The organism is Thalassomonas actiniarum, assembly GCF_000948975.2.
Taxonomy (GTDB): Bacteria; Pseudomonadota; Gammaproteobacteria; order Enterobacterales; family Alteromonadaceae; genus Thalassomonas; species Thalassomonas actiniarum.
Window position 1 is genome coordinate 777,644 of sequence record NZ_CP059735.1, and the last position, 22,512, is coordinate 800,155.

Here is a 22,512-nt window from a genome sequence, read left to right on the forward strand (position 1 = left end):
ACAAGATGCTAACAAGAAAAACCCTGATTGCCGCTTCTGTTTCCGCGCTACTGCTTACCGCCTGTGGCGGCGGTAGCTCATCAAAAGATAATAACGAGGTGGTTACGCCTGTCGAAGAAACCGGTTTTACTTATGATGCCGGTGATATGATCACTAACCTCACCAAGGAAGTTATTGTTGCCGGTTATGATGATTTAAATACCAAAGCGGAAGCGTTTCACCAGTCCACCCTGACTTTGCTTAATACCCCGACGGCTGAGAATTTGGCCGCGGCCCAAACAGCCTGGCAGGTTGTCCGTGTGCCGTGGGAGCAGGGTGAAGCCCATATTTTTGGTCCAGTGGATGCGTTATCCATAGATCCGCATTTAGATACCTGGCCGTTAAATACCAATGACTTGCAAACATTATTGGATGAAACCACAGGTTTTACCGCCGAGCTGGTGAAAGGATTTAATGACGACGTCCAGGGGTTCCATACCATGGAGTTTTTATTGTTTGGTGACGGCGTAAACGATAATACCAAGTCTATCGATGAAATGACCGCATTGGAGCGTGAATACCTGGTGGCGACCGCTGAAGTTTTCCAGGGCTATACCCAAGCTTTATACGATGCCTGGACCGTTACCCAGGATGCAACCGATGCTAATTCAGCTGCCTATCAGGATTTATTGTTAACGCCGGACAATGAGGTTTACGCATCCGAGTTAGGTGTGGTGGAAGAGTTAATTAATGGCTTGATCGGCATAGTTGATGAGGTAGGAAACGGTAAAATTGCTGAACCTTTTGGCGCCAGCATTGATGCTACCGATACTTCCCTGGTGGAGTCTCAATATAGCTGGAATTCTTTGGCCGATTTCAGTAATAACATTCGCGGTGTGCAAAATGTTTATCGGGGTGAGTTCGAGATCAATACTGATGAGACCGGGTTAATTGATTTTGTCACCGCTGCCGATGCCACGCTGGCAAGTCGTGTTGATGAAGAAATCGCGGCCGCCATTACCGTTATCGATGCCATCGCCGGTGACAATGATATGCCGTTCAGACAGGCCATCAATGATGCCGATGCCCGTGTACGCATCCAGGCTGCTATCGATGCTTTATCGACTTTACAGGCAACTTTGGAGAATGATGTTTTAACCTTACTTAATGATTGGAAACTTAACTAGCATTCATCATTAACTCATGTTTTGTTTCTGTGGGCTGGCCTAGAGCAACCGGCCCACAGAGCATTGATTAACGACATCAGTAATATCCGTCGAGTCATGCAGCTCCCGTCCTGTTAACCGTGAATGTCTGGCTTTACATCTGTCGGTAATCCCTATCCATCTTTTCAACATGTAATAGATAACTATGACTAACTTTAATGTGAATAAGACACGAATGCTTGGTATCGCCGTGGTACTGGGCGCTTTATACGGTTGCGGCTCGGGTGGTTCATCAAGTGATGACAAATCCGAAGTGGTTGAAGTGCAATACCCGGATTATACCCAGGTAGAAAATCTTGGCGGCAACGCCACCGCTGTTGATGCCAGCGACTCGGGGCACGGTTTTTCTACGCCGATCCCAACCTTAACCGAGGCCGAGCTGGAAAAACACCTGGCCGGCGATACCCATTTTGAAACCTCTTTTACCACCGCGCCAAACGAGGAACATCCCGAACTTGACGGCCTGGGACCGGTTTTTAACAACCAGGACTGTAATTCCTGCCATCAGCGCGATGGCCGCTCTTCTACCCTGAGCGTTCCCGAAGGACAGGATAAATTGCTGTTAGGCTCAGAAGCCGGAATATTCCTGCGCATCAGTGTTGATGACGGCGAATGTTCAACGCCGTCGGCGGATAATAATTACTGTAAAAATGTTGGTGTGCCCGGTTTCGGCACCCAACTGTTTCACCGCGGGGTATTAAAAGCCCGTGAAGACTGGCAGGAAAATCCTTTTATCGGTCAGGCAAATGTTTATCTGAGCTACCAGTATCAGGACTTTGAATATCCGGACGGTAGCACGATCACCTTGAAAAAACCGGTGTTTACTATCGACGGCCTTTATGATGTCGGTGAAGATCAGCAAGAAAACAGCGCCCTGAATCAGGCGGATATCAACTTTGGCCCGAGAAACGGTATGCCGATTTTTGGTTTGGGCTTGCTGGAGCTGATCCCGGAGCAGGATATCCTGGCGCTGGCGGATGAAAGTGACAGCAATAACGACGGCATTTCCGGTCGTCCAAACTGGGTTTATGATGCAATAAAAGACAGGGATAACGACCCCTTGCCGGTATCCCTGGGACGTTTTGGCTGGAAGGCCAATACTCCGAGCGTTAGGGTGCAGTCGTTAGGGGCCTTAAGGGGAGATATGGGCATTACCAACCCGTTGTTCCCGGATGAAAGTATTGCCAATACCGCGTTACATGAGAGTTATCTTGCCCGTACCGGTTATGTTGATACCGGCGTGGACGAGAATGGCAATACCGAAGCGGATCAAACCTTCTCCGATGAAGTGGTGTTTTACGCCGAAACTTTAGCGGTGCCGGGCCGACGTGATATTCATAATGCTTCGGTCAAAACCGGTGCGTTATTATTTGAAAAAATTAATTGTACCGGTTGCCACACCCCCGGGTTTGTTACCGCAAGCGGGGATGTGACCTTGGGCGGGGTAGCTGCGCCAGAAGCCCTTAAGGGGCAGGTTATTTATCCCTTCAGTGATATGTTGCTGCATGATATGGGGGCAGAGCTTGCGGATAACCGTCGCGACTTTACCGCCACCGGCCAGGAATGGAAAACCCGGCCATTGTGGGGCATAGGTTTGACGAAAACCGTCAACCCCGCCGCCGGCTTCTTGCATGATGGCCGCGCCGATACCATAGAGGAAGCTATTTTATGGCATGGCGGTGAAGCGCAAAGCAGTAAAGAGGCGTTTGCCGGGCTGTCGGCAGCAGAGCGCGATCAGCTGGTTTCTTTTGTGATGTCATTGTAATGCTTTAGTTTGACTTTATAGGCAACAAAAAGCCCGGTTTACTTGCCAGTAACACCGGGCTTTTTATTGTTGCTGATTGACGGGATTATATTAGCCGCCGCAAATCAGGGTTTTTTTATTGATATGACTGAGAGATAAGGCGGCATTCTCGGGAAGCGGGTGATATTCGGCGAGCAAATAAATCACTTTTTGTCCCTGGGTGGCGAGCTCCATGGCGTGTTGGTAATTGATTAATATCGTGGAGGATATCTGCTGTGGATACTTGTCGGCATCGCGGCGGATATACTCGATTAACTCCGGGTTGACTGCTTCATCGTAAAAAACGGCATCGGCATACTGCATTTCCCGGTGGGCGCTTAAGGTTAAATGATCCGGGTTACCGTCCTGGGTATGGATAAAAACAATCTCTCCTGATGGTGCGGCGATCTCCTGATTTAAACTGGCGATCAGTTGCTGCTCGGCCTGGGCGGTGTTGCCGTCAAGGATTGCCTGTCCTATCCGTCCCTTAAGGGTTTTTTCCCAAAAAGTGCGGCGGTTGCGTAAACCTTTGACCCTGGCTTTGACATGATCGCGAAATTTCAGGGAAAAGTCTGCCAAGCGGCCATAGGCATGGGGCAGGACTTTTTCGATTTGTTCCCGCAGCATTCTCACTAAAATCGGCGCACTGCCGGAGCTGGACAGGGCAATGATCATCGGCGAGCGGTCGATAATGGCCGGGGTAATATAGGTACAAAGTTCCGGTTGATCGACAACATTCACTAAAATGCCCAAACGGCTGGCTTCTTCATAAACCGCAGCATTGACTTCGCTGTTATCTGTGGCAGCGATCGCCAGGTTTTTATCGTCAAGCAGTCCTTGCCGGTAAGGCTGGTTGAGTTGGCTCAGCTGGTGGCTGTCGATTAAGCGTTGCACACCCGGGGAAAAGCTATCGGACACCACAGTGATCTTTGTGGTGGATTTTAGCAATAATTCAATTTTACGGGCGGCGACATCGCCGCCACCGATAACGACAGCGTTAATTTTACTGCCATCGAGAAAAACGGGAAAATACTTCATATACCTATCTTATTGATTAACTGCTACAGTTGCCACTTTTTCAGTATGGCTTGATATTGACCATTTTTTTTCAGTTTTTCCAGTGCTTTTGATAATTTATCAATCACGTCTGGGGCTGTACCCAGGCTTGCGGCCATGTAGAGATCCGATGCCATATCCTCGATTTGATAAAGCAGCACTAAATCTGCCGGATCATAACCTTCGGCTTTCACTTCATAGCGCCATAAAACACTGTTGGTAAAGGCCAGATCAACTCTGCCATTAAATAACTGTCCCCACATAACGCTATATTTACTACTGGCGTAGTAATTTTTCTTTGATATAAATCCTTTCTTCTTTAAATAGACCTCCGCCAAGTCGTCCCGCACTGTACCCACCCGGTATTGTTTTGCATCGTTAAGGCCGCTGATTTTTATGTCGGAGCGGGATTTCAGGGCCGCCAGATGAGACGTTAATGAATAAAGCTTGCCAATCCAGTGAAAGTCTTTTTCTCGTTGTTCGCCCCTGAGTAAGGAAAAGATAATGGTATTGGCCCGGGTGCGTGCGGTTTGATAGCTTCTGGCCCAGGGATAAATATGAATGCTTGCCGCCAGCTTGGTTTCTTTTAACATTTCCCGTACCAGCTCAGTGAACGCACCCTCTACCCGGTTATCGGCGCCGGTGAATTGAAAGGGGGGCAACTCTTCGGTGACGAAGCGAATTTCCTCGGCCAGGAGCTTAGGAGTAAAAACCAACAAAGAGGTCAATAATAAAAATTTCTTTAACAGGGGGTTCTCCCGGGGATACGATAAAAGTTTGTTTCTACAATTTCTAAGCTTAAGTCAGTATGCTGACAATTCAATGAATGGTAAACTAAGGCCAACCTAATATATAGCAAAGACAAACAGAGATCTCCCATGCCCTGGATACAGCTTAGATTAAATGCTGATGAAGACACCGCAGAAAAGTACAGTAACTGGTTAAGCGCCAGCGGCGCGCAAGCCGTCACTTTTATTGATGCCCAAGATACCCCGATTTATGAACCTCTGCCCGGGGATGAGGTGGTTTACTGGTCAAACACTGTGGTCATGGGTTTGTATGATGCCAGTCATGATATGGACAAGGTCATTAATTACCTTAAAGGCATACATCCGGATAAGGAAAATATGCACTATAAGCTCGAGCAGCTTGAAGATAAAGACTGGGAGCGGGAGTGGATGGATAATTTCCACCCGATGAAATTCGGCGAGCGGCTGTGGATTTGTCCGAGCTGGCGTGAAGTGCCGGATGAAAATGCCGTCAATGTTATGCTCGACCCCGGCCTGGCATTCGGCACAGGTACCCACCCGACCACGGCCTTGTGTCTTGCCTGGCTTGACGGTCTGGATCTTGAGGGCAAAACCGTGGTGGATTTTGGTTGCGGTTCCGGCATTTTATCTTTGGCGGCGCTGAAATTAGGCGCAAAAAAGGTGATCGGTATCGATATCGATCCCCAGGCACTACAGGCAAGCCTGGAAAATGCCAAACGTAACCAGGTGGAAGATCGCCTGGAACTTTACCTGCCCAAAGACCAGCCGAAACTTAAGGCGGAGGTCGTGGTGGCGAATATTTTAGCCGGTCCTTTGCGTGAGCTGGCGCCGACCATTACCGAGTTTGTCGCACAAGACGGTCTGCTGGCATTATCCGGGGTGCTGGAAAATCAGGCAGAAGAGTTGCAGACACTTTATGGCAACTGGTGTGATATGGAGCCTGTGGCGATAAAAGAAGAATGGGTGCGCTTATCGGGGCGAAGAGTCGGGGCGTAGAAAAACGGCTAAAAAAGCATTTTTTTTGAGCAGAAGTCGTTAGAAATCGAACGATTTCTGCTCACATCAATAAATTGCAAAATGTCAATATTAAAATCGCGAAAAAAATCAATTTTTGTTCAATTTATATCCTTTCCAATCTCAGTAAAAACACGTAAACTTAGCGCCCTTTTGACTCAGAGCTCAAAAAAACAACAGCGTGAATATAGGTCCTTACCAATTAGCCAGTAATGTAATGCTTGCCCCTATGGCGGGAATTACCGACCAGCCTTTTAGACAACTATGTTGTTCATTGGGTGCAGGTTTGGCGGTATCTGAGATGCTTTCAGCGAATCCGAAAGTATGGAAGACGGAAAAGTCTAAACGCAGGTTGTTGCATAGCGCCGAAGCGGGAGTTCGCTCAGTCCAGATTGCTGGTTCAGATCCCGATGAAATGGCTTATGCGGCTCAGGTAAATGTTGAGCATGGCGCCCAGATTATTGATATCAATATGGGATGCCCGGCGAAAAAGGTCAATAAAAAATTAGCGGGCTCGGCGTTATTGAAAGAGCCGCCGCAGGTTGAACGTATTGTGAAAGCTGTGGTGGATGCGGTAAATATTCCGGTAACGCTGAAAATTCGCACAGGATGGTGTGAAAATACCCGGAACGGGGTTGAAATTGCAAAAATTGCTGAGGCTAACGGCATACAGTCGCTGGCTGTCCATGGCCGTACCCGGTGTGACTTTTATAAAGGTGACGCCGAGTATGACACCATAAAGGCAATTAAAAAGGCGATTTCAATTCCGGTAGTAGCAAATGGCGATATTACGACGGTGGAAACCGCCGAACGTGTATTGAGCTACACCGGAGCTGACGCCATTATGATAGGCCGTGCCGCCCAGGGACGCCCCTGGATTTTTAGGGAAATGAATCATTTCCTTAAAACCGGTACGTATATGTCGGCTCCCTCCATGGAAGAAAAACGTTCAATATTAATTGGACATGTAAAGGAACTACATAAATTTTATGGTGATTTTATGGGTGTACGATTTGCCCGTAAGCATGTGTCCTGGTATATGCAAGCGCATGATCAGGACAAAGCGTTTCGATCAATATTTAATGCATTAGAGTCCACAAATGAACAACTGGATGCATTAAATCTGTATTTTGATAATTTAACTTAAGAAAGAGTCTGAACTTTATGTTTGAACAAAATATTTCCTCTCCATTCATTACCGGTGACCTGCAAACTCAGACGAAGGCATCGCCTTTACGCACCCAGGCAAAAGTGGCTATTAAAAACTACTTATCTCAACTAAACGGTAATGATGTTGATGATATGTACGACCTTGTACTATCTGAAATTGAAGCGCCTATGCTGGAAGAAGTAATGCAGTACACTCGTGGCAACCAAACCCGTGCTGCTAACTTATTAGGTATCAACCGCGGTACTTTACGTAAGAAATTAAAAAAATACGGTATGAATTAATATCGGCTTTTATACTTTAAAATAAGCACCTTCGGGTGCTTTTTTTGCTTATGGCGATCGTTATTTTGACATAAGTGACAGGAATTCAGGGAAGGAAAGCTTTGCTTTGAACTGACGGAGTAAAGTGGAGAAACGGAGTTTCTCGGTCTTATCCTTATTCTACTAGGTATAAGACAGGTTCGGCGATACAATAGTCGCCGCACAAAATGCAGCAAAGATATCTGAGTTTTAACTTAATCTATTTAAAGGTAAATAAAACAGCTATGGATACCCCACGCCCTATTAAACGCGCACTGTTAAGTGTTTCTGATAAAACCGGTATAGTCGAATTTGCCCGCGCCCTGGCGCAAAAAGGCATCGAATTATTATCCACCGGCGGCACCGCGAAATTATTGTCAGAAAACGGCATTCAAGTCACCGAAGTGTCCGACTACACCGGACATCCGGAGATCATGGATGGACGTGTTAAAACTCTGCATCCGAAAGTACATGGCGGTATCTTAGCCCGCCGTGAACAAGATGAAGGCGTTATGGCCGAGCATAACATCAATGCCATTGACCTGGTGGCAGTGAATTTATACCCTTTTGCCAAAACAGTTGCCGATGATAACTGTACCCTGGCGGATGCCATCGAAAATATCGATATCGGCGGACCGACTATGGTACGTGCTGCGGCTAAAAACCATAAAGATGTCACTATCGTGGTTAATGCCGGTGATTATTCCCGGATATTGGCAGAAATGGATGAAAACGCCGACTCACTGCATTACCAAACCCGTTTTGACCTTGCCATTGCCGCTTATGAGCATACGGCTGCCTATGACGGTATGATCGCCAACTACTTCGGTAAGATGTTACCGGCCTACGGGGCTGAGAAAGCAGAGCAAGAAGAAAACAATAAATTCCCGCGCACCTTCAACAGTCAGTTTATTAAGAAGCAGGACTTGCGCTATGGTGAAAACTCTCATCAGGATGCGGCTTTTTATGTCGAAGCCCAGCCGGAAGAAGCTTCGGTATCAACCGCCGAGCAAATTCAAGGTAAAGCCCTTTCTTATAACAATATTGCCGATACCGACGCGGCGCTGGAATGCGTAAAAGAATTCGCAGAACCTGCCTGTGTTATTGTTAAGCACGCCAACCCTTGCGGCGTTGCTATTGGCGATAATATCCTGGCAGCCTATGAAAGTGCTTATACCACAGATCCTACTTCTGCCTTTGGCGGCATTATTGCTTTTAACCGGGAGTTAGATGCGCAAACGGCCGAAGCGATTATTTCCCGCCAGTTTGTTGAAGTCATCATTGCGCCGAGCGTATCAAGTGAAGCGGCAGAAGTTATTTCAGCCAAACCCAATGTGCGTTTATTGGTATGCGGCCAGTGGGCAAGCGAAACCACCGGCTTTGATTATAAGCGGGTTAACGGTGGCTTATTGCTACAAGACAGGGACCAGGGCAAGGTCACTGAAGATGAATTAAAAGTGGTCACTAAGCGTCAGCCGACAGCAGAAGAGTTGCGTGATTTACAATTTTGCTGGAAAGTGGCGAAATATGTGAAATCCAATGCCATCGTTTATGTTAAAAACAGCCAGACCATAGGTGTCGGCGCCGGACAGATGAGCCGGGTTTATTCCGCCAAAGTTGCCGGTATCAAAGCCGCCGATGAAAACCTGGAAGTGAAAGGTTCTGTTATGGCCTCAGATGCCTTCTTCCCGTTCCGCGATGGTTTGGATGCCGCTGCCGAAGCCGGGATCACTGCCGTGATCCAGCCGGGCGGCTCAATGCGCGATGAAGAAGTGATTGCTGCAGCTGATGAGCATGGCATTGCCATGCTCTTTACCGGTATGCGTCATTTCCGCCATTAATCGCCGATAAAGTATTGTTAACCTGAACCGGTTAACAATACAGCTTTGCGCTGGCGGTAAATGCAGCCTTGAGCGGGTGGTAAGCAGAGTGCAGTTATTTGCGTTAAGTTGCGTAAATATCACGAGTAACTGCACTGTTTTACCTGAAAAAATCTGTTATAACTAGTCTGTTTACTAACCCCTATAAATGGAAGAAGGCTATGACAATAATAAAATCTTTAACGACTGCATCCCTGTTAACCTTTGGGATACTGGCATCAAGCTATACCACGGCACACGTAAATACGGATAAATTGACCCAGGCACTAGCCGGTGAACATAGATCCGATAAAAACAAAGCCCGTGATATCTACCGTCATCCGGAAAAAACCTTAGCCTTTTTTGGTTTTAAACCCGAGATGACAGTGGTAGAAATTGCCCCGGGCGGCGGTTGGTATACGGAAATTCTTGCACCGGCCCTTAAAGGCTCAGGCAAATTATACGGCGCCCATTACCCGGATACCGGTGAAGATAACTATTACAGCAACTCCCGCAAGCGCCTGGAAAAGAAACTGGCGGGCAACCCGGTGTTCAGTGAAGTGGAGTTGACCAACTTTGTACCGAGAAAAGCGAGTGTGCTAGCTCCGGCCGGTAGTGCTGATTTGGTGTTAACTTTCCGCAACCTGCATAACTGGGGCCATGACGGGGTAGAGCAGTTATTTAAGGATGCCGCCAAGGCCTTAAAAGCAGGTGGGGTTTTAGGTGTGGTTGAGCACAGAATGCCAACGGATATGGAGTGGGAAAAAAATAAACGCTCCGGTTACTTCCCCCAGGCGGATGTAGTGAAACTGGCAAAAGCGGCTGGCTTTAAACTTGCTGCCAGCAGTGAGATCAATGCCAATCCCAAAGATACCGCCAATCACCCGAAAGGGGTATGGACCTTACCGCCGGTATTGCGCTTAGGTGAACAGGACAAAGAAAAGTATCTGGCGATTGGTGAAAGTGATCGCATGACATTAAAATTTGTGAAGAAATAATATTGGAAGGAGCAGCTTGTTATAATCTGCTCCTTTTTATTTGTGGTTTAGATAATTTTTAGGAACTAAATAAATGAACGTTTTGGTTATCGGTGGTGGTGGTCGTGAACATGCATTGGCGTGGAAAGCGGCTCAGTCGGCTAATGTCACTAAAGTGTATGTTGCTCCGGGTAATGCCGGCACGGTAAATGAAGAAAAAATTGAAAATGTCGCTATCAGTGCCACGGATATCCCGGGCCTATTGGCATTTGCCCAAAATAACCAGATCGAATTAACTATCGTCGGGCCGGAGGCGCCATTGGTCATAGGTGTTGTCGATGAATTCAGGGCTGCAGGCCTGAATATTTTTGGTCCAAGTAAAGGGGCGGCTCAGCTTGAAGGGTCGAAAGCATTTTCCAAGGACTTTTTTGCCCGCCACAATATTCCCACTGCGGCTTATCAAAACTTTACTGAAATAGCCCCGGCAAAAGAATATGTGCGTCAGCAGGGCACACCAATAGTGATCAAGGCTGACGGTTTAGCCGCAGGTAAAGGGGTGATCATCGCCGAAGATGAACAGCAGGCATTTGCCGCCATCGAAGATATGCTTGAAGGTAATAAATTTGGTGATGCCGGCAGCCGGGTGGTCATTGAAGAATTTCTTACCGGTGAAGAAGCCAGCTTTATTGTCATGGTTGACGGAGAAAACATCTTATCGTTTGCTTCATCACAAGATCATAAAGCACGCGATAATGGTGATAAAGGGCCGAATACCGGCGGTATGGGCGCCTATTCGCCTGCTCCGGTCGTTACCCAAGCGGTAAATGACTGGGCTATGGCTAATGTCATCCGGCCAACCGTTGACGGCATGGCACAAGAAGGTAATACCTATACAGGTTTTCTTTATGCCGGTCTGATGATAGCCGAAGATGGTACAGCCAAAGTACTGGAATATAACTGCCGTTTTGGCGATCCGGAAACCCAGCCTATTATGATGCGTTTACAGTCGGACCTGGTGGAACTTTGTTTGATGGCTTGTCGTGGAGAGCTGGATAAGGCAACAATAGAATTTGATCCTCGGGCCGCCGTAGGTGTTGTACTTGCTGCCGGAGGTTATCCGAATGCCTATCAGCAAGGCCTGGCTATTTCTGGTTTGGATACTAATGCCGGTGAACAGGCTAAGGTTTTCCATGCCGGTACTAAAGTTTCTGACAATCAGGTGGTGACTGCCGGTGGCCGGGTATTATGTGCAACTGCGCTAGGTGATACTGTGACTGAAGCACAAGCCCAGGCTTATAAGCTGGTTGAGCAAATCAGCTGGCAAGACATGTATTACCGTACTGATATTGCTTACCGGGCAATTGCCAGGGAAAAGTAAAGCCTTAAGGCATAGAAAGACATAAAAAAGCCCGACTCAAAGTCGGGCTTTTTTATGGTAGGAATAGGGTTTTGAATTATCGCTTGGCCAGCTCTTCTTGCTTGGCTCCGCCGGCAATTGCCGCAGCGATAACCGAATCTTCATGGGCACCGGCTTCTACGGCAGCGCTGATGATATCTCTTGTTTGTTGTGATTGACTGGAGCTTACTGCAAGAGAAACAACGTCGTCGGCTTCATCAGGGTAAAGGGTTAAGGCACTTTTTACTAAACCTGCCACTTGATCCGGCAGCGCTTTCATTGCCCCGGTTAAAATATCTAAAAGTTTGCCCGGATAACTCAGCAGGGTATCATCAATCACATCGTTAGTGACAAAAGGTTCGGTGATGATGGCAACCCGAACGATTTCTTCTATTTCTTTTGGGCGATGCGAAGCTGCAATATTGACGATTTCTCTGGCATACGCAGGTTCGGCTTCGACGGCTATACGTACTATGTTTTCGCTGTCGGTAACGTTTGCAGTGATCATAGTTTCAACCACTTCAGGAGCCAGCGCAGGCTCTGCCCGTAATGCACCTATGATAATCTGGCGATATTTAGACGGGTAAGAATGTAAGGCAACTTCCAGAACGGTTTCAACCTGCTCCGGGTAACGTTTCAATATAGAGGCAACACTGTGCTGAACAGAGATGTGTTGTCTGACTTGTTGGTTAAGGAGTTTAGTAATAAATTTTTCTTGCTGTGATAACTCTTTAGAAAATGCACTTAAGCTGAGCGTATTAAGCAGAAGTAAAGGAAGTATTAAGCTGATTATTTTTTTCATTGTTATTATTCTCAAGCCATCTGTAGAAGATACTGCTTACATAAAGTTTGTCTGATTACCATTACAGGGCATTACAATATATTTCACCAATCAATATAGAACATATATTTGGATATATCTCCTGTGTATTTATACATGTAAATATCAGTAAACATGCTACACCTATTAGTTATTAACAGTGGGTTTGTCGGTAAAATGCTCACTTTGCTTGAAATGTCAGCACTTGAAAGGTTTATTTAAAAAAGGTGTTGACCTCACCAAGAAAATGTCTAAAATGCGCATCCACTTCCACGGGGCAGCCCAACGAAGTGTTTTGATAAGTTTAAGTGATGCAAACATGACTTAAACAGCCAACAAAACTTTGAAAAAAGAGGTTGACATCAAAACTGAGAAGCGTATCATGCGCATCTCGCTTGAGACAAGGTCTTAAGCAACTCAAGGTATAAACGAATGCGATTTATATCTCACTCTTTTAAAGAGTGGTTCTTTAAAAATTAGTTATCATGCAATTTGTGTGGGCACTCACGTTAATGTTGATTTTACATAGTCCTTAGGGACAAAAATAAACTTAATGATGAATGACACACAAGTACGACTTACTTTTTAAGTAAGTAATATTTATTTGACAGAATTCATTGAGTCGAAGCGAAAGCTTCACAAACGATTTTTAATTGAAGAGTTTGATCATGGCTCAGATTGAACGCTGGCGGCAGGCTTAACACATGCAAGTCGAGCGGTAACATTTCAAAGCTTGCTTTGAAGATGACGAGCGGCGGACGGGTGAGTAATGCTTGGGAATATGCCTTATGGTGGGGGACAACAGTTGGAAACGACTGCTAATACCGCATAATGTCTACGGACCAAAGCGGGGGACCTTCGGGCCTCGTGCCATTTGATTAGCCCAAGTGAGATTAGCTAGTTGGTAAGGTAACGGCTTACCAAGGCGACGATCTCTAGCTGGTTTGAGAGGATGATCAGCCACACTGGGACTGAGACACGGCCCAGACTCCTACGGGAGGCAGCAGTGGGGAATATTGCACAATGGGCGCAAGCCTGATGCAGCCATGCCGCGTGTGTGAAGAAGGCCTTCGGGTTGTAAAGCACTTTCAGTTGTGAGGAAAGGGGTGTAGTTAATAACTGCATCCTGTGACGTTAGCAACAGAAGAAGCACCGGCTAACTCCGTGCCAGCAGCCGCGGTAATACGGAGGGTGCGAGCGTTAATCGGAATTACTGGGCGTAAAGCGTGCGTAGGCGGTTTGTTAAGCAAGATGTGAAAGCCCCGGGCTCAACCTGGGAACTGCATTTTGAACTGGCAGGCTAGAGTTTTGTAGAGGGTGGTGGAATTTCCAGTGTAGCGGTGAAATGCGTAGAGATTGGAAGGAACATCAGTGGCGAAGGCGGCCACCTGGACAAAAACTGACGCTGAGGCACGAAAGCGTGGGGAGCAAACAGGATTAGATACCCTGGTAGTCCACGCCGTAAACGATGTCAACTAGCCGTCTGTATCCTTGAGATGTGGGTGGCGCAGCTAACGCGATAAGTTGACCGCCTGGGGAGTACGGCCGCAAGGTTAAAACTCAAATGAATTGACGGGGGCCCGCACAAGCGGTGGAGCATGTGGTTTAATTCGATGCAACGCGAAGAACCTTACCATCCCTTGACATCCAGAGAATTTACCAGAGATGGTTTAGTGCCTTCGGGAACTCTGTGACAGGTGCTGCATGGCTGTCGTCAGCTCGTGTTGTGAAATGTTGGGTTAAGTCCCGCAACGAGCGCAACCCCTATCCTTATTTGCCAGTGCTTCGGGCGGGAACTTTAAGGAGACTGCCGGTGATAAACCGGAGGAAGGTGGGGACGACGTCAAGTCATCATGGCCCTTACGGGATGGGCTACACACGTGCTACAATGGCAAGTACAGAGGGCAGCAATACCGCGAGGTGGAGCGAATCCCACAAAGCTTGTCGTAGTCCGGATTGGAGTCTGCAACTCGACTCCATGAAGTCGGAATCGCTAGTAATCGTGGATCAGAATGCCACGGTGAATACGTTCCCGGGCCTTGTACACACCGCCCGTCACACCATGGGAGTAGGTTGCAAAAGAAGTGGCTAGTTTAACCTTCGGGAGGACGGTCACCACTTTGTGATTTATGACTGGGGTGAAGTCGTAACAAGGTAACCCTAGGGGAACCTGGGGTTGGATCACCTCCTTATCTTGAAGTAAAACAATGCTCTCGTTGAGTGTTCACACAAATTGCCTGATAACGAAATTGAAGAAGAAACCCTTTACTGATGTAGTAAATATGGGGCTATAGCTCAGCTGGGAGAGCGCCTGCCTTGCACGCAGGAGGTCAGCAGTTCGATCCTGCTTAGCTCCACCATAATCTACACGGTATTGAACCTAGGTCTGTAGCTCAGCTGGTTAGAGCGCACCCCTGATAAGGGTGAGGTCGGCAGTTCAAGTCTGCCCAGACCTACCAATTCTTCTTTGGAACAAGAGAGACCAAATTTAAGATATTCCTCTTTATAAAGAGTGGATGATTTAAATTTGGTTTTTTTAACCAACTTTTTAACCGAATGCGCGTTGAAAACTGTTCTTTAACAATCTGGAAAGCTGATATATATACCCGTGAATAATTTATTATTTACGACGATGAACGCAGTGTCGCGCTGTGAACATCAACCTGATAATGACTTCTTCCTTGAGTCATTATCAACTCTTATTCAAGACACTCTATGAGTGCGTGAAAATGTCAGGCTTTACAACTTAGTTCGGTTTAGTCACCGAACAATTGAGTGTTTCTTCGGAAACTACTTGGGGTTGTATGGTTAAGTGACTAAGCGTATGTGGTGGATGCCTTGGCAGTTAGAGGCGATGAAGGACGTGTTAATCTGCGAAAAGCGAAGGTAAGGTGATAAAAACCGTTATAGCCTTCGATGTCCGAATGGGGAAACCCACCCGTCATCAGGCGGGTATCCTAAAGTGAATACATAGCTTTAGGAGGCGAACCGGGAGAACTGAAACATCTAAGTACCCCGAGGAAAAGAAATCAACCGAGATTTCCTTAGTAGCGGCGAGCGAACGGGAATTAGCCCTTAAGTGATTTGTACATTAGTGGAACAAGCTGGAAAGCTTGGCGATACAGGGTGATAGCCCCGTACACGAAAATAAACTTATCATGAAATCGAGTAGGTCGGCACACGTGAAATGTTGACTGAATATGGGGGGACCATCCTCCAAGGCTAAATACTCCTAACTGACCGATAGTGAACCAGTACCGTGAGGGAAAGGCGAAAAGAACCCCTGTGAGGGGAGTGAAATAGAACCTGAAACCGCATACGTACAAGCAGTGGAAGCCGGATTTAGTCCGGTGCCTGCGTACCTTTTGTATAATGGGTCAGCGACTTATATTCTGTAGCAAGGTTAACCGATTAGGGGAGCCGTAGCGAAAGCGAGTGTTAACTGCGCGTTCAGTTGCAGGGTATAGACCCGAAACCCGGCGATCTACCCATGGGCAGGTTGAAGGTTGAGTAACATCAACTGGAGGACCGAACACACGTATGTTGAAAAATGCGGTGATGACTTGTGGGTCGGAGTGAAAGGCTAATCAAGCCGGGAGATAGCTGGTTCTCCCCGAAATCTATTTAGGTAGAGCCTCGGACGAATACCACTGGGGGTAGAGCACTGTTAAGGCTAGGGGGTCATCCCGACTTACCAACCCTTTGCAAACTCCGAATACCAGTGAGTACTATCCGGGAGACACACTATGGGTGCTAACGTCCATTGTGGAGAGGGAAACAACCCAGACCGCCAGCTAAGGTCCCAAAGTACTAGTTAAGTGGGAAACGATGTGGAAAGGCATAGACAGCTAGGAGGTTGGCTTAGAAGCAGCCATCCTTTAAAGAAAGCGTAATAGCTCACTAGTCGAGTCGGTCTGCGCGGAAGATGTAACGGGGCTAAACTAGTCACCGAAGCTGCGGATTCAAACTTTGTTTGAGTGGTAGGGGAGCGTTCTGTAAGCCGTTGAAGGTGTGTTGTAAGGCATGCTGGAGGTATCAGAAGTGCGAATGCTGACATGAGTAACGATAATGGGGGTGAAAAACCCCCACGCCGAAAGACCAAGGTTTCCTGTCCCATGTTAATCAGGGCAGGGTAAGTCGGCCCCTAAGGCGAGGCGGAAACGCGTAGTCGATGGGAAACAGATTAATATTTCTGTACTTCTTATAATTGCGAAGGAGGGACGGAGCAGGCTAGGTGAGCATGGCGTTGGTTGTCCATGTGAAAGTATGTAGGTTGGAATCTTAGGCAAATCCGGGATTCTAAGACTGAGATACGAGACGAGGCTCTACGGAGCTGAAGTCATTGATGCCATACTTCCAGGAAAAGCTTCTAAGCATCAGATTATAAGGAACCGTACCCCAAACCGACACAGGTGGTTAGGTAGAGAATACTAAGGCGCTTGAGAGAACTCGGGTGAAGGAACTAGGCAAAATAGTACCGTAACTTCGGGAGAAGGTACGCCGACTATGGTGATGGGACTTGCTCCCTAAGCTGAAGTCGGTCGAAGTAACCAGGTGGCTGGAACTGTTTATTAAAAACACAGCACTGTGCAAAATCGAAAGATGACGTATACGGTGTGACGCCTGCCCGGTGCCGGAAGGTTAATTGATTGGGTTAGCTCTGCGAAGCTCATGATCGAAGCCCCGGTAAACGGCGGCCGTAACTATAACGGTCCTAAGGTAGCGAAATTCCTTGTCGGGTAAGTTCCGACCTGCACGAATGGCGTAATCATGGCCACACTGTCTCCACCCGAGACTCAGTGAAATTGAAATTGCGGTTAAGATGCCGTATACCCGCGGCTAGACGGAAAGACCCCGTGAACCTTTACTATAGCTTGACAGTGAACATTGCTCCTACATGTGTAGGATAGGTGGGAGGCTTTGAACCCAGCACGCCAGTGTTGGTGGAGCCAACCTTGAAATACCACCCTTGTATGCGTGATGTTCTAACCTGGGGCCCTAATCGGGCTTGGGGACACTGTCTGGTGGGTAGTTTGACTGGGGCGGTCTCCTCCCAAAGAGTAACGGAGGAGCACGAAGGTTGGCTAAGTATGGTCGGACATCATACGGTTAGTGCAATGGCATAAGCCAGCTTAACTGCGAGACAGACACGTCGAGCAGGTACGAAAGTAGGTCATAGTGATCCGGTGGTTCTGTATGGAAGGGCCATCGCTCAACGGATAAAAGGTACTCCGGGGATAACAGGCTGATACCGCCCAAGAGTTCATATCGACGGCGGTGTTTGGCACCTCGATGTCGGCTCATCACATCCTGGGGCTGAAGTCGGTCCCAAGGGTATGGCTGTTCGCCATTTAAAGTGGTACGCGAGCTGGGTTTAGAACGTCGTGAGACAGTTCGGTCCCTATCTGCCGTGGGCGTTTGAGAATTGAAGAGGGCTGCTCCTAGTACGAGAGGACCGGAGTGGACGAACCTCTGGTGTTCGGGTTGTCATGCCAATGGCATTGCCCGGTAGCTACGTTCGGAACTGATAACCGCTGAAAGCATCTAAGCGGGAAGCAGGCTTTAAGATGAGTTCTCACTGGGACTTTAAGTCCCCTGAAGGGCCGTTGGAGACTACAACGTTGATAGGCAAGGTGTGGAAGTGCTGCGAGGCATTGAGCTAACTTGTACTAATGACCCGTGAGGCTTAACCATACAACACCCAAGTGGTTTTAAGATTGTATGAAGACTGACATTAAAAACAAAAGTCACGTACACATAGATTGAATAAGTAGATATATATCGTTTTCCAAGATTGACTGTTTTTGTCTAGCGACAATAGCACTGTGGTACCACCTGATCCCATGCCGAACTCAGAAGTGAAACGCAGTAGCGCCGATGGTAGTGTGGGAGTTCCCATGTGAGAGTAGGACATTGCTAGACTTCTATTTAGAGAAACCCGCAGCTGACGCTGCGGGTTTTTTGCTTTCTATTTCCAAAAAAATATTATTTTCTTCACATTAATGGAATGTTTTATCTGATAAAGATCAGCTGGGATGTTTTATTACCTGTTTTGTACAGTAACCCATACAGTACGTATAAATAGTCAAAAAATTATATGTAGGCTGAGCCTGACTTATCTTGTGAGTTGATCTTTTATTAATAGTGCTATCCAACTCAAAAAGGAGAGTGCCTATTTCAATATTACTTATTTATTAACTGCTGCCTTAACAGCTGCAATCAAAGTCGCAACCCCTGAGTGATGCAACACTCAGGGGTCGCTAACCACAACGAACTACAGTGGAGTACGTCATGGCTAAATATCATCATACGTCAGAGCTTACCTCGGCAAAAGTAAAATATCCCATTTATCGGCAACTTACCGTGCAGGAAACACTTTGCGGGGCGTCAGCGAAAACCCGTGGCATAGGTGTCAACTATGTGCCGGTAAAGCTTGAACCTTGTATTGTGCTCAGGGGAAAGTGGCTACACAAGGCTGGTTTTCCCATTGGGCAAAAGATCAGTATTGCGATAAACCAGGGGGAAATGGTTATTGCATCTAAACAAGCTGATGTTGCGGTCGATAACAACCGGGAAACTGGGGACCAGCACTAAAGTGGGGCAACTAAACTGCTGTGCTGAAGTTGGCACAGCAGTTTAGTATTGGCGCAATACCAAAATACCGCCTTTCACACATTCGTGTTGTTTATTGCTAATTTTCCATTTAGATAAGCCCGATTCGAGAGGGTCCGGCTTTTGCTTTCTTATTAAAAATACATTCGTCGTTGCACTAGCGATTTTGCATTGCGCGAAGTTGTTTCCAGTTCAGTAGCTGAATGTTCTGATCTTTCAGGAATGTGGCTGTTTCCTGAGAGGTAAAAATCAATCTGTCGTCATTGCGACGTGAGGCACTTTTGGTAATGGCCCTTAACTCTTCGTTGTCAAAGCCGCAATGGATGATCAGTTGGCCAACACCAGCTTCCATATTCTCCAGGGCATGGTAATAATTCTCTTTCCTTTGTACTAAGTTTTCCCCACCGTAAAATTGTAATACCGAGTCGAGTAGCGGTAAGTTATTTTCATCAAGTGTTTTGACTATCCTTTTTGTTCCTGTGGCAAGTCCCGGATATGCTTTGATAAACCTGGGGGGGATATCACGCAGGAAAAGGATAGGAAGTGCATATTCCAACGCTAAGTTGACATAGACCTGTACCAGGTCAGGTCGGCTTAATAAGGCGCCCATGTGCGTATCCAGGTGGCTTAAAGGGATGCCGAACTGTTTGGCGCGATCAATTTGGGCCCGCAGTTCAATGGCAACCTCATCCGCTTTGGCGTGCTTGACCACTTGTTTGACGTTATCCCAGAGGTAACCGTCTTTATCGATAAGACTGGTAACCTTTTCGCGGGGAGCGACCGGTCCCCAGCGATAATGATCCCATTCTGAATTCAGTGTGAGATGGACACCGTAATCGTGCTGTGGGTTCTTTTTGGCATAATCGGCAAATTCACTGAACCATGGGGTGGGCACCATGATGCTGGTCGAGGAAACAATGCCTGATTCCAGGCATGCCATGGTGGCCATATTTACCGAATGAGACATACCGGCATCATCTGCATGGATGATCAGGTATCGCTTCTGAGTTGCAGCAGACGTGGCTGAAAGGTTTTTGGCTTCAACCTGTGCCAGTGCAGGAAAAAGTAAAGTAGCAAGCAACACAAAGCTGCAAGCAACTGATAGTATTTTTCGCATGGTAGATCCTTCTCCAGGCAAGAAAATGAAAGCAATTCACCTTATCATGCAGGTTATGACATGACAATCCGTTATAGAAGCGATTGAAATTGTCTTTAAGGCCGGTAGGGGAGTGCTAATGACTATTGCTATTTGCCTAATTTCTTAAGCACGTTTTTCATATGTTCTTTAAAGTATTTCTCTTCTTTCGATATTCCGCAATTAAAGGATTGGGTGGCGGAAAGTCCTTCCATACCGACATTAGACAAATCTTCGGTCACGGAGCAGGTACCATCATCATGCTTGGTTATCGACATGCCTTGTGAGTACTCTGTTGTGTTGTCGGATTTTTTCTGGTCGGCATCTATGGTTTTCTTCGAATGCGGTACCGGTTGTTGTTCACCATGCATAACAGAGGGAGATTTGTGCTGCTGATACTGGTACATCCCCTCCTGTAGCATCTGGCTATTAATGTTGTTGGTTAGTTTCTGCAACTGGTTACGGGCGGAAAACTTTTTTAGTGTTTTGCTATCTTTGCCCGGTTTTTTTACCGTGCCGGGTGCTTTGACAGTTGTGGCTTCACTTTGCTGTTTTATATCAGTAACAACAGGGGGCGCTTTATCAATAACAGGCGTCTTTTTAGCCGGGAGCTCTTCCTCTTTATTCGCGGCGGGCAGAGGTTTTTTAGGCTGTTCTTTTTTTGCTATCGGTTCTGACGGGGTAGCGGGTACTGCCGATACTTTTATTTCAGGTTTAGGCGTATATATATAACTTTTTATCGCTGGTTTAGTGGTGGGTTCCGGCTGTGGCAAGCGGGTGGTCATGGTAAGCAGGAGTAACAGTAAAATACCGTGAACAACCAGGGAGAGAATGACAGCGGTATAACGTCTGTTTAGCACAATAGTGAAATGATCATTATTATTGTCGGGAAATCAATAGACTTGCCAATGGATAATTAGTTCACAATTTTTTACTTATTGCTTTTAAAATCAATAAAAAGCAGACAATTATTTGCTGCCGGTTATCTTTGTGCTTTGTTGAGTATTTCACTGATGGCACCAGAGTTGACCAACTGGGTTAAGGTGGCAGAAAGATGTGGTAATTCCTGTTGCAGTGGTGATCTTTTGGCGATGGCAATGTATGAATCAACACTTCGGTCATATTGGTAGTTGGCTAATTTGAAGGCTGATTTATATTGCGATTCGGGCAACCAGGAAACAATGGATTCTTCCCGTTCAATAAAAGTGTCTATCCTGTTTTTTAATAACATATGCACCAGTTGCTCTCTGCTGGTTAATTCAACTTTAATGAGCTGGTTGTCGTGATCAAATTTATCGAAATAGGTGCTGCCACGTATTACCCCTATGGTAAGGGGGGTTAAATCCTGATAGTTGTCGATATGAAGATCATTGGTGCTGTTGATAAAAAACCTCAGGGGAAAGTGTTGGGTAAAGAAAGGAGGTGAAATAAAGCTGAGATAACGCTCCCGCTCCGGTGTTTTTCGCACGGAGATCATCATATCTGCCTGCCCCTTTCTCATTAATGACAAGCAACGGGCGGTTGGACAGGGGATGTAAATAATTTTTTTCTTGAGGGTTTTAGCCAGCAATTTCACGACTTCAATATTTTTACCGACATAGCGGTTATCGACTTTATCAATCATGGGAGGTTCGAGATAAGTCGCCAGGCGAATGGTGCCGCTAGTACCCGCCTCTGCATGGGTGAGAAAAAGTAACGGTAAAATAAATAGATAAAGATAATACACGATTCAATACCTGCTGAAGCTTTACTGCTTTTATAATGATAATAAAATCTCCGCTTAAGGCTAATTTTATTATTTGTCCAGTATGCCAAATTTCCCGCTGAAATGTCAGTATTTCTGCCACTAATTTGCTACACTGATACATAAGAAAGAATGCCGTGATAGCTTATTTTACGGGCGCTGCCGTGTAGTTTACTTTTTCGAAACCGGCGTGTCGGCTTGCACTGTTACATCATCGGCTTGATAACAATTGGAGATTAGATGGAATACGAATTTGTTCATGATGCTATTACCGGTGCGGCAAAAGCAAAGTTTTCTTATGGACATGAAGTGATCGGCCCCTGGCTGGAAGTTGAAATCGGTGATAACACGGAAAAAATGAGAGATTTGTTAACGGCGATAGCCAATATTGATTCCGGCAAAAATAACGAAATCATGATCACCGGACGTGAATATTCAGTTACCTTCAGCCATGATGATGTTATCGTACAAAATAACTCCAGTATCAACGGCGAAGCCCAGGAAATGCCTGCGGAGCTGGCAGAGGATTTTGATGACTACGAACAGAGTTGTTCAAGCTCCTGCGGTATAGACGACTTCAGGCAGCTGTTATTGTCTTGGGCAAAGTTTACTAATACTTTACAATAAATTAATTGAGTTATATCTTTATTTGCTGGTATAACAGGCAGTAA

At 46.6% G+C, this 22,512-nt stretch carries 16 protein-coding genes, 2 tRNA genes and 3 rRNA genes; 15 read left to right on the forward strand and 6 right to left on the reverse strand.

The window, feature by feature from the left end; translation table 11 throughout:
• The first annotated feature begins 5 nt into the window (after window positions 1-5).
• Window positions 6-1,166 carry an imelysin family protein gene (locus SG35_RS03380; protein ID WP_044832898.1) on the forward strand — a complete coding sequence of 387 codons (1,161 nt, stop codon included), beginning with the start codon at window positions 6-8 and terminating at the stop codon, window positions 1,164-1,166.
• Window positions 1,167-1,350: 184 nt separating this feature from the next.
• Entirely contained in the window at window positions 1,351-2,970 is a 1,620-nt protein-coding gene (locus SG35_RS03385; protein WP_053043042.1) for a di-heme oxidoredictase family protein, read from the forward strand.
• Window positions 2,971-3,060: 90 nt separating this feature from the next.
• On the opposite strand, the gene SG35_RS03390 is transcribed toward SG35_RS03385, so the two are convergent.
• Window positions 3,061-4,026 carry an NAD(P)-dependent oxidoreductase gene (locus tag SG35_RS03390; RefSeq protein WP_053043041.1) on the reverse strand — a complete coding sequence of 322 codons (966 nt, stop codon included), beginning with the start codon at window positions 4,024-4,026 and terminating at the stop codon, window positions 3,061-3,063.
• Window positions 4,027-4,049: 23 nt separating this feature from the next.
• A complete protein-coding gene (locus tag SG35_RS03395; RefSeq protein WP_044832896.1) occupies window positions 4,050-4,772 on the reverse strand; it encodes a substrate-binding periplasmic protein in 723 nt (240 codons plus the stop codon).
• 150 nt (window positions 4,773-4,922) lie between these two features.
• Here SG35_RS03395 and prmA point away from each other — a divergent pair, with 150 nt between their 5' ends.
• The 6 genes from prmA (at window position 4,923) to purD (ending at window position 11,512) form a co-directional block, all read left to right on the forward strand.
• The gene (gene prmA / locus SG35_RS03400) at window positions 4,923-5,810 is read left to right on the forward strand and encodes a 50S ribosomal protein L11 methyltransferase (RefSeq protein ID WP_044832895.1); all 888 of its coding nucleotides are present in this window, start codon (window positions 4,923-4,925) and stop codon (window positions 5,808-5,810) included.
• A gap of 199 nt (window positions 5,811-6,009) precedes the next feature.
• Window positions 6,010-6,975 (forward strand): tRNA dihydrouridine synthase DusB, encoded by a 966-nt coding sequence (gene dusB / locus SG35_RS03405; protein ID WP_044832894.1) that lies wholly within the window; start codon window positions 6,010-6,012, stop codon window positions 6,973-6,975.
• Window positions 6,976-6,992: 17 nt separating this feature from the next.
• Entirely contained in the window at window positions 6,993-7,280 is a 288-nt protein-coding gene (fis, locus tag SG35_RS03410) for a DNA-binding transcriptional regulator Fis (protein WP_044832893.1), read from the forward strand.
• A gap of 263 nt (window positions 7,281-7,543) precedes the next feature.
• Window positions 7,544-9,139, forward strand: coding sequence for a bifunctional phosphoribosylaminoimidazolecarboxamide formyltransferase/IMP cyclohydrolase (gene purH / locus SG35_RS03415; RefSeq protein WP_044832940.1), 1,596 nt, complete (start codon window positions 7,544-7,546; stop codon window positions 9,137-9,139).
• A gap of 200 nt (window positions 9,140-9,339) precedes the next feature.
• On the forward strand, window positions 9,340-10,155 hold the full coding sequence (locus tag SG35_RS03420) for a class I SAM-dependent methyltransferase (protein ID WP_044832892.1): 816 nt from the start codon (window positions 9,340-9,342) through the stop codon (window positions 10,153-10,155).
• Between the two features lie 73 nt (window positions 10,156-10,228).
• The gene (gene purD / locus SG35_RS03425; RefSeq protein ID WP_044832891.1) at window positions 10,229-11,512 is read left to right on the forward strand and encodes a phosphoribosylamine--glycine ligase; all 1,284 of its coding nucleotides are present in this window, start codon (window positions 10,229-10,231) and stop codon (window positions 11,510-11,512) included.
• A 76-nt stretch (window positions 11,513-11,588) separates the two neighbouring features.
• Here the strand turns inward: purD and SG35_RS03430 are convergent, their stop codons facing one another.
• On the reverse strand, window positions 11,589-12,332 hold the full coding sequence (locus tag SG35_RS03430) for a hypothetical protein (RefSeq protein ID WP_044832890.1): 744 nt from the start codon (window positions 12,330-12,332) through the stop codon (window positions 11,589-11,591).
• Window positions 12,333-13,000: 668 nt separating this feature from the next.
• Here SG35_RS03430 and SG35_RS03435 point away from each other — a divergent pair.
• The 6 genes from SG35_RS03435 (at window position 13,001) to SG35_RS03460 (ending at window position 18,944) form a co-directional block, all read left to right on the forward strand.
• A 16S ribosomal RNA gene (locus SG35_RS03435) occupies window positions 13,001-14,542 on the forward strand.
• 92 nt (window positions 14,543-14,634) lie between these two features.
• Window positions 14,635-14,710: transfer RNA gene (locus tag SG35_RS03440), tRNA-Ala, on the forward strand.
• 22 nt (window positions 14,711-14,732) lie between these two features.
• Window positions 14,733-14,809: transfer RNA gene (locus tag SG35_RS03445), tRNA-Ile, on the forward strand.
• Window positions 14,810-15,156: 347 nt separating this feature from the next.
• Window positions 15,157-18,044 (forward strand): 23S ribosomal RNA (locus SG35_RS03450).
• Window positions 18,045-18,157: 113 nt separating this feature from the next.
• Window positions 18,158-18,272, forward strand: a 5S ribosomal RNA gene (gene rrf / locus SG35_RS03455).
• Together the 16S, 23S and 5S rRNA genes with 2 tRNA genes alongside form the textbook arrangement of a ribosomal RNA operon.
• Window positions 18,273-18,641: 369 nt before the next feature.
• On the forward strand, window positions 18,642-18,944 hold the full coding sequence (locus SG35_RS03460; protein ID WP_044834134.1) for a SymE family type I addiction module toxin: 303 nt from the start codon (window positions 18,642-18,644) through the stop codon (window positions 18,942-18,944).
• A 175-nt stretch (window positions 18,945-19,119) separates the two neighbouring features.
• Here SG35_RS03460 and SG35_RS03465 read toward each other — a convergent pair whose 3' ends face one another.
• The 3 genes from SG35_RS03465 to SG35_RS03475 form a co-directional block, all read right to left on the reverse strand.
• Window positions 19,120-20,079: a polysaccharide deacetylase family protein gene (locus tag SG35_RS03465; protein WP_044834135.1), complete on the reverse strand. Its 960-nt coding sequence runs from the start codon at window positions 20,077-20,079 to the stop codon at window positions 19,120-19,122.
• 128 nt (window positions 20,080-20,207) lie between these two features.
• Window positions 20,208-20,957, reverse strand: coding sequence for a hypothetical protein (locus SG35_RS03470; RefSeq protein WP_152646698.1), 750 nt, complete (start codon window positions 20,955-20,957; stop codon window positions 20,208-20,210).
• Window positions 20,958-21,079: 122 nt separating this feature from the next.
• On the reverse strand, window positions 21,080-21,823 hold the full coding sequence (locus SG35_RS03475; RefSeq protein WP_044834137.1) for a substrate-binding periplasmic protein: 744 nt from the start codon (window positions 21,821-21,823) through the stop codon (window positions 21,080-21,082).
• Between the two features lie 258 nt (window positions 21,824-22,081).
• On the opposite strand from SG35_RS03475, the gene SG35_RS03480 reads away from it, so the two are divergent.
• A complete protein-coding gene (locus SG35_RS03480; RefSeq protein WP_044834138.1) occupies window positions 22,082-22,468 on the forward strand; it encodes a YacL family protein in 387 nt (128 codons plus the stop codon).
• Window positions 22,469-22,512 lie beyond the last annotated feature (44 nt).